The 7,124-nt window shown below is 69.4% G+C and carries 9 protein-coding genes; 4 read left to right on the top strand and 5 right to left on the bottom strand.

Annotated features, from left to right (window positions below; translation table 11 throughout):
* Window positions 1-264 precede the first annotated feature (264 nt).
* The 4 genes from ACOJUJ_RS17815 to ACOJUJ_RS17800 all read right to left on the bottom strand — a co-directional run bounded on the left by ACOJUJ_RS17815 (window position 265) and on the right by ACOJUJ_RS17800 (window position 2,863).
* Window positions 265-588 (bottom strand): helix-turn-helix domain-containing protein, encoded by a 324-nt coding sequence (locus ACOJUJ_RS17815; protein ID WP_420128257.1) that lies wholly within the window; start codon window positions 586-588, stop codon window positions 265-267.
* Between the two features lie 103 nt (window positions 589-691).
* Window positions 692-1,717 (bottom strand): asparaginase, encoded by a 1,026-nt coding sequence (locus tag ACOJUJ_RS17810; protein WP_420128256.1) that lies wholly within the window; start codon window positions 1,715-1,717, stop codon window positions 692-694.
* On the bottom strand, window positions 1,710-2,462 hold the full coding sequence (locus ACOJUJ_RS17805; protein ID WP_420128255.1) for an SDR family NAD(P)-dependent oxidoreductase: 753 nt from the start codon (window positions 2,460-2,462) through the stop codon (window positions 1,710-1,712). The genes ACOJUJ_RS17810 and ACOJUJ_RS17805 overlap by 8 nt, the downstream gene beginning before the upstream one ends.
* The gene (locus tag ACOJUJ_RS17800) at window positions 2,462-2,863 is read right to left on the bottom strand and encodes a ferritin family protein (RefSeq protein WP_420128254.1); all 402 of its coding nucleotides are present in this window, start codon (window positions 2,861-2,863) and stop codon (window positions 2,462-2,464) included. Before ACOJUJ_RS17800 ends, ACOJUJ_RS17805 begins: the two co-directional genes overlap by 1 nt.
* Window positions 2,864-2,955: 92 nt before the next feature.
* On the opposite strand from ACOJUJ_RS17800, the gene ACOJUJ_RS17795 reads away from it, so the two are divergent.
* Entirely contained in the window at window positions 2,956-3,189 is a 234-nt protein-coding gene (locus ACOJUJ_RS17795; RefSeq protein WP_420128253.1) for a hypothetical protein, read from the top strand.
* 381 nt (window positions 3,190-3,570) lie between these two features.
* Window positions 3,571-4,452, top strand: coding sequence for an FkbM family methyltransferase (locus ACOJUJ_RS17790; RefSeq protein ID WP_420128252.1), 882 nt, complete (start codon window positions 3,571-3,573; stop codon window positions 4,450-4,452).
* Between the two features lie 409 nt (window positions 4,453-4,861).
* Here the strand turns inward: ACOJUJ_RS17790 and ACOJUJ_RS17785 are convergent, their stop codons facing one another.
* Complete coding sequence (locus ACOJUJ_RS17785) at window positions 4,862-5,506, bottom strand: hypothetical protein (protein ID WP_420128251.1); 645 nt, start codon at window positions 5,504-5,506, stop codon at window positions 4,862-4,864.
* Window positions 5,507-5,598: 92 nt separating this feature from the next.
* Here ACOJUJ_RS17785 and ACOJUJ_RS17780 point away from each other — a divergent pair, with 92 nt between their 5' ends.
* Both ACOJUJ_RS17780 and ACOJUJ_RS17775 read left to right on the top strand, forming a co-directional pair.
* Window positions 5,599-6,579, top strand: a complete 981-nt coding sequence (locus tag ACOJUJ_RS17780; protein WP_420128250.1) for a hypothetical protein — start codon at window positions 5,599-5,601, stop codon at window positions 6,577-6,579.
* A gap of 230 nt (window positions 6,580-6,809) precedes the next feature.
* Complete coding sequence (locus ACOJUJ_RS17775) at window positions 6,810-7,013, top strand: hypothetical protein (protein WP_420128249.1); 204 nt, start codon at window positions 6,810-6,812, stop codon at window positions 7,011-7,013.
* The last annotated feature ends 111 nt before the right edge of the window (window positions 7,014-7,124 follow it).

Below are 7,124 nucleotides of genomic sequence, written 5' to 3'. Positions count from 1 at the left end.
TTTCATCCATCCACCCCGGTTCATTCACCCGCGAGGAGCTGGATGATCCGCCTGGAACCAACTCGTTAACTCCGTTGACTCCGTGTAATACCAAATCCAGCAAAACACCTCACCTCAAGTCGGGCTACTGAAAACAGAGGTGAGGGTACAGAGGAAGAGAGAACAGCCAGAGGAACAGAGGAGGAGTGCGGATCACCTCTGTTCCTCTGGCGGTTCCCGGTTCCTCTGTACCTTCCGATGTTGTTGTCCCGGATTCGGTATTATTCACCCCGGTAAAGAACTCCGCGGGCTCCTCGAACCAGGGAACGTGGCCGGCGCGTCGATCACCAGCCGTTCGCCGTTGGGCCGGGCGCTGGCGTAGCCGGAGGTGCTGGCGAGGGGATGGGGTCGCTGGCAACCAGCGGATGCGCTCCGCCCGCTGCGGCGGCACCCGCACCGCTCCTCCCACGCGGAAACCTCCAGCGGGCTCGCGCGCACCTCGTCGGCCAGTTGCTCCACGGTCCAGCCGCGCCGTTCACGCAGCGCCCGCACCTGCTCCGCAGACGCCACGTCCTTGCGAGGTTTGAGCTTGAGGAACTGAACGCGCATGATGATCTCCGTATGGATTTCACCCGATGAGCCCGGCGTCCGTCTGATACGGGGGATGCAGACGCGGGTTTCACCACGCGTCCGGGAGGATTCCGCCCGGAGCTCAGTGCTCGTAGCGCCCGGCCTCCACCACCTTGCGGACGGCGTCCAGGTCGCCGCCGTGCACGCCGATGGCCAGCATGAGCTCGATGCGCGCCTGCTGCCCCGTCATGTGGTCGGCGAAGATGGCGCCCATCTCGCGAAGCACGTGGCCGCCGCCGGGGTAGGCGTAGGTGTCCAGCACCCGGCCACGCATGGACCGCGAGGTGATCACCAGGGGGCGGCCCGCGTCCATCCATCGCTGGATTCCCGGAACGACCTCCGGCGGCACGTTGCCCCGCCCCAGCGCCTCCAGGACGATGCCGCGCGCGCCGCTGTCCAGGCTGGCCTCCAGCAGCCGCGAATCCGCCCCGGCCACGATCTTCACCAGGTCCACGGGGAGCGCGGGCCGGTCCGGCACAAGCGGCGGCTTGCGGCGGGACTCGCGGTAGAAGAGCGCCTCGCCCTTGTCCGTAACCCCCAGCGGGCCCCAGTTGGGCGAGCGAAAGGTGCCGGCCGCCTCCGTGTGCGTCTTTACCACCTCCGCGCCCTGCACGATCTCCTCGTCCATCACCACCATCGTCCCCCGGCCGCGCGCCTCGGGCGAAATCACCACCTCGATGGCCGCCATCAAGTTGGCCGGCCCGTCCCACGAAAGCTCCGTGGCGTTCCGCATCGCCCCCGTCATCACCACCGGCTTGTCGGCGGGGAGGGAACGGTCCAGCAAGTACGCCGTTTCTTCCAGCGTGTCGGTGCCGTGGGTGACGACGACGCCCGCGAAGTCCTCCGCCAGCGCCTCCGTGATGGCCGCGCGCAGCTCCCACATGCGGTCGATGGTCATGTGCGGGCCCGGAAAGCGCCCGAACTCGCGCACCTCCACGCGCGCGACGGCGTCCACCCCGGGGAGCGCGTCCAGGATCTGCCGCCCGGTCAGGCTGGGAACGGCGCCGCCCCTGGCCGCGTCCACCTGCATGCTGATGGTGCCGCCGGTGGCCAGCAGCAGCACCCGGGGGCGACCGCCGTTCCCCTCCACAGAGCCGTCCTCAGCCACAGAGCACGCTCCCGCCGTTGACGTTCAGAATCTCGCCCGTGACGTGCCGGGCCAGCGCGGAGCACAGAAAGACGATCGGTCCCGCCACGTCGTCGGCGCTGGCGATGCGGCCCAGCGGGATGGCGCGCTCGATGGCCTCGCGCCCCTGCGCCATGGGTTTCTCCACCATCTCGGTGTCGATCCACCCGGGCGCCACGCAGTTCACCGTCACGTCGCGCGCGGCCAGTTCCACCGCCACCGACTTGGTGAAGGAGATGAGGGCGCCCTTGCTGGCCGCGTAGTCCGCGTGGTACGCCTCGCCGCGCTGCCCGGCCGTGGACGAGACGATGACGATGCGCCCGCCGTCGCTTACGAAGCGCGCGGCCAGCCGCACGGTCTGAAAGACGGAGGTCAGGTTGGCCAGCATGGTACGGTCCCACTGGGCGTCGGTCATGGCGCTCACCGGCACTTCGTCGGGGATCCAGATCCCCGCGTTGGCGATGAACAGGTCCAGCCCGCCCAGCTCCACCTGGCAGCGCTCCACCAGCATTTCCGCGCCCCACGGGGTTGCCACGTCGGCGGCCTGTGCAAAGGAGCGCACGCCCAGCGCCCGCGCCTGCTCGGCCACCTGCGCGGCTTCGGCGTCGCGGCTGTGGTAGCCAATGCCCACGTCGGCGCCGGCGCGCGCTAGCATGAGCGCCGTGGCGCGCCCCACCCCGCGCGAGGCGCCGGTCACCAGCGCCCGCCGTCCCCGCAGTCCCAGCATCACGCTCTCGTCCACTTGCCCCCCAGCTCCGCGGCGTGGTGCCGCTCGGTGTCCAGAATCTCGTGCAGCAGCGCGCGCGTCTCGGCGTCCAGCTCGTTCTGCAGCAGCCGCTCGTAGCGCTGCACCTCGGCCTCTTCGCGCGCCTTGGCGGCGGCCGCCCACGCCGCCATCCCCACGGGCCGGGAGGTCAGGTTGGCGATGTCGGCCAGGCCGGAGCCCAGTTCCAGCAGCCGCGCGGACAGGCGCGACACGTGGTGCTGCTCGTCGGCGTGCAGGTCGTTGAAGCGCTCGCTCATGGCCGCGTCGCCGCGGTCCTCGGCCTCGGCGGCCAGCGCGCGGTAGAAGAGCGCCTGCTCCTTCTCGGCCGCGCGCGCCTCTTCCAGTGCGGGGATCAGGTCCACGAAAGGTGTTCGTCTGGTGGCGTTTCGCCGCTCTTGAATTCCGCGGCGCGGCGGACAACTTACAGTCTCCAACGCCGAACCCAAAGAGGCCGATGGATTGGGTGACCGTAGTGGAGGAAGCGCGGCGCTTCGTGCTGTGCCTGCGGAACGACGGGTACGAGCTGGATCTGGCGCCGCACAAGGTGTATCGGGTGCTGCCGGATCCTTCGGCCGAGCAGAGCGGATGGATTCGCCTCGTGGACGAGACGGGGGAGGATTATCTGTATCCTGCGGAATATTTCGAGCCGCTCGAGACGAGCGGCGCCGTGCCCGCCACCCCGGGCTGAAGCCCGGGGCTAGAACGGCCATAAGCCCCGTCCTGGGCTCGCGGAGCTCGCCCGGCGAGGCTTCACCTGCTCGTGTCAGCACCGCCCGGCGCGCGAGCCAAGCATCCACGTGGGGAGCTTGCCCCGGCTGTGGGCGCGCAGGGCCCGGGATGCCGCACACGGCCCGGCCGCCGAGTCCGCGCAGGCGGACTTTGCGTTTTCCCAGCGGCGAATTCATTCGCTCCTGCAGGCGGACGCGGCGTTGCCAGATCAGCATCGCGATCCGCATCATCCGCCGACCCGGCAGAAAAGATCGGCCACCCACGCCGTTGTTTCACCGCGGCGCGAGCCACAGGTTGGTGTTCGACCGCAGCCACTCACCCGCGCCCCGATCCATATCCCATGCCGCTCGTAACTCGCAGGCAGAAGCTCAAGCAGGCGGTGGGCGGCGCGCTGCTGTCCATGGTGGGGCGCAGGCGGATGTGGAGGCTGGGGCGCGCGCTCTACCGCGTGGCGCGCCACGACGTGGACAACGATCCGTCGCGCAACGGCGAGCGCTGGCTGCAAGCGACGGTGCTGGACCTGTTTCGCGACGAGCCGCGCGTGGTGGTGTTCGACGTGGGCGCCAACGTGGGTGGATGGACGCGGATGCTGCTGGACCAGGTGCCCGCCGCCCGCGCCCATGCGCTGGACGTGTACGCGTTCGAGCCCGTCCGCTCCACCATGGAGACGTTCCACCAACGTCTGGGCGGCCACCCGCTCCTCACCCGCGTGCACCCGGTGCCCGCCGCCCTTTCCGACTCGGACGGCACGGTGGAGATGTACGAGGTGGAGCCCAACGGGACGACCAACTCGCTGCACCCGGATCCGTTCCGCCCCACCCGCCGCGTGGCCATCGAAACGCAGACGGCGGACACCTTCTGCGCGCGCGACGGGATCGCGAAGGTGCACCTGCTCAAGGTGGATGCGGAGGGGCACGACTGCAGCGTGCTGCGGGGCGCCACGCTGCTGTTTGCCCAGGAGCGGGTAATGGTGGCGCAGTTCGAGTACAACCACCGCTGGATCTACGCGCGGCACTACCTGAAGGACGTGTTCGACTTCGCGGCCGGCCTGCCGTACGCCGTCGGCAAGCTGACGGCGGGGGGCGTGGAGGTGTACGACGGATGGCACTTCGAGATGGAACGTTTCTTCGAAGCCAACTACGTCCTCATCCACCGCGACCTGCTCGCCCGCATCCCCGCCGTCCGCGGCACCTACACCATGGACGACAACACCTACGCCTGACGCCGCGTCCGTGCGGGCTGCCAATCCTCCCCCACCAGATCAAAGGATCCGTCACCCTGAGGGAGCGCACCACGTGTAATCACAATTCACACAACAGGTTGCGCGCGACCGAAGGACCTTGTCTGCCGGACCGAGGGACTTGAACGGCTCCCGAGAGCTGGGTCTCGCGCGACCCGACAAAGATCCTTCGGTCGCGCACAAGCTGTTGTGGTCAGGAAAGTTACGGTCGTGCGCTCCCTCAGGATGGCAGCGGGCCGCCATCGGGAGCGGGTGACGCCCTGACGCTTCTCCGGCCGGACGGGTTTCCCCGTCCGGCCCGTCCCCACCTTCGAACCCGGCGTTTGGCAACACCCTCCCAGCCCAGGGAGCCTACGCTGCGGCTAACGGGCTCAGCAACGCCCTTTTCGCATCAGGCGCAGCTTTCCACGTACTCCACCTGCGGCTTCTGGCCGCCGCGGTAGCGCAGCACCTTCTGCCCGTCGGTTTCGAAGACGATCAGGTGCGTGGTGTCCGAAGCCTCGGCGGGGCGCACGGTTAGGTAGTGGCCGTCGGTGTACTTGTGCGGCCCCACCGTCACGCGGCCGGGATACAGCTGCTGTACGCGCGCCTCCGTGTCGCCGATGCGCGCGCCCCCGGCGGTGGCCACGTCGCCGGAAACCACGTCCAGCCGCACCACGCGCGCCCCCTCCATCATCACCTTTACGCCCGCGGGCAAGCGGTCCGACCCGGCGTATCCGCACGCCATCGAATCCGCCGGCGCGCCGGGGTTGAACGGGATCAGGCGAAAGCTGCCGAGCGCCGCCTCCGCCTGGGCCGCCGTCATCCCCACCCGCAGCGGGCCGATGCCGTCGTGCCGCAGCGCCCAGGTGGTATCCCCCGCGGCGGCTGAATCGGTGGACGCGGGAACGGCGGCTGAATCGGTGGATGCGGGCGCGGCGGATGGCGTCGCGGCGGCGGTGGTGTCCGTCGCCACGGTGTCGTCATCCCCGCCTCCGCCGCACGCGGTGGAGAGGACGAGCAGGGCAGCGATGGCGGTGAATCGGATGGAAATCATCACTTGCAACCGGCTGGGGTAGAGGGAAGGCACGCACCCTGCTCGCGGCAGGCAGGTGCCCTTTCGATTTCGAACATCCCACGATGGAACGCATGCGCCGAAGCCTCAGCCTCGCCCTTGTCGCGCTCGGCGCCTCGGGACCGTACCTGGACGCGCAGCGGTGCCCGGAAAACCAGGCGTCGCGCGTGCGCCCCACGCTGCGCCACGCGGAACTGGCGCTTGCCGGTACATACCGGGCGCCCTTCGAGTTCCTTTGCGGCGCGCCGGCCACCGTGCGCGTCACCCAGGCCGCCGGCGAGCTGACGGCGTCGGTGCTGGCGGATGCGGGCTGCGCGCAGGCGGGCCGGACGCGGTGGACCGGGCAGGTGCCGGGCCCCGGGCAGGCGTCGTTCGCCGCACGGGCCGCGGGGGCGGACGGGCGGATGGTGGAGGCCGAAGGCCGCGTGGCCGACCTGTGTACCCTGGAGATCACCGTGGGTCGCCGCACCAGCGCCTGGCACCGCATGGATCCGGCCTGCCCGGGCGAGAACACGCCGCTGGTCGTCTTTGTCGGCGGGTTCGCGGACGGGCTGAACCGCAACGTGGTGCGCATCTTCTGCGCGTACGACGAGCGGTGGGAGCACACGCGCAAGCTGTACTTTTCGCACGGGGACGCGGTGCAGGAGATGGCGCGCGTCATCCGCGAGCGCGCGGCGGGGGCTCCGGTGGCGCTGATTGGCCACAGCTACGGCGGCAACCTGGCCTGGCTGCTGGCTGAGTCGCTGGCCGACGACGCGGACGTGCGCCTGCTGGTTACGCTGGACCCCGTTTCGGGCGAACGCGAGGGGCAGCAGGCGCCGCGGCCACCGGGCGTGGAACGGTGGATCAACGTGCGCGTGGGCTCGGCGCCGGGGCTTTCCTCGTGCGGATTGGCGGGCGCCATCGGCGGGGCGTGGGGACCGCAGCCGGCCGCGGACGCCGACCTGCGCTTTCCGCGCGACCCGGCCAAGGACGATCCGGACAACGACCACTGCAAGACCGAGCAGATGTTCCTGCTGGACGAGGTGCAAGCCGCCCTCGCCGGAGTCCGCTGATGGACAGGTGCAACGCTGGAGGGGATCAGAACGGGCCTCCGCGTGGGACATCGATGTCCCACCCTGGCGTGCAGCATGTATGTTTCTCAAGGAAATCAAATCGGCAACCTTTTGGCAGATGATAATTTACGACAAATAAATTGACGAATCCGGAAGATGCCGGTACGTTTTTCGGCGGCCGGGCGAAAGGCGCACGGCCCACTGAAAACAACCGACAAAGGCATACCCCAATGAGCAAGCTTTCCCTTGAGTCGCTGACCGTCGAAACCTTTTCGACCGCTGACTTCGACACCACCGTCGCCGCCAAGACGCGGTATACCGACTGCGGCAGCTGCGGCATCGCCTGCACGTACGTCGACTGCCCCGTGCCGAGCGCGCAGTACACCGATTGCGGCAGCTGCGGCATCGCCTGCACGGCCGTGGAGCCCTGCTGATCGGGCAGATCGACGGATAGCGGCACAAGCGGGGGGGGGGGGGGGGGGGCCCCCCCCCCCGCGAATTTGGGGTGTCGAGCAGCGGGGGGGGGGGTATGGGGGGGGGAGGGT

It is taken from the genome of Longimicrobium sp., assembly GCF_048594345.1.
GTDB lineage: Bacteria > Gemmatimonadota > Gemmatimonadetes > Longimicrobiales > Longimicrobiaceae > Longimicrobium.
This window is presented reverse-complemented; position numbering and strand designations above follow the sequence as displayed.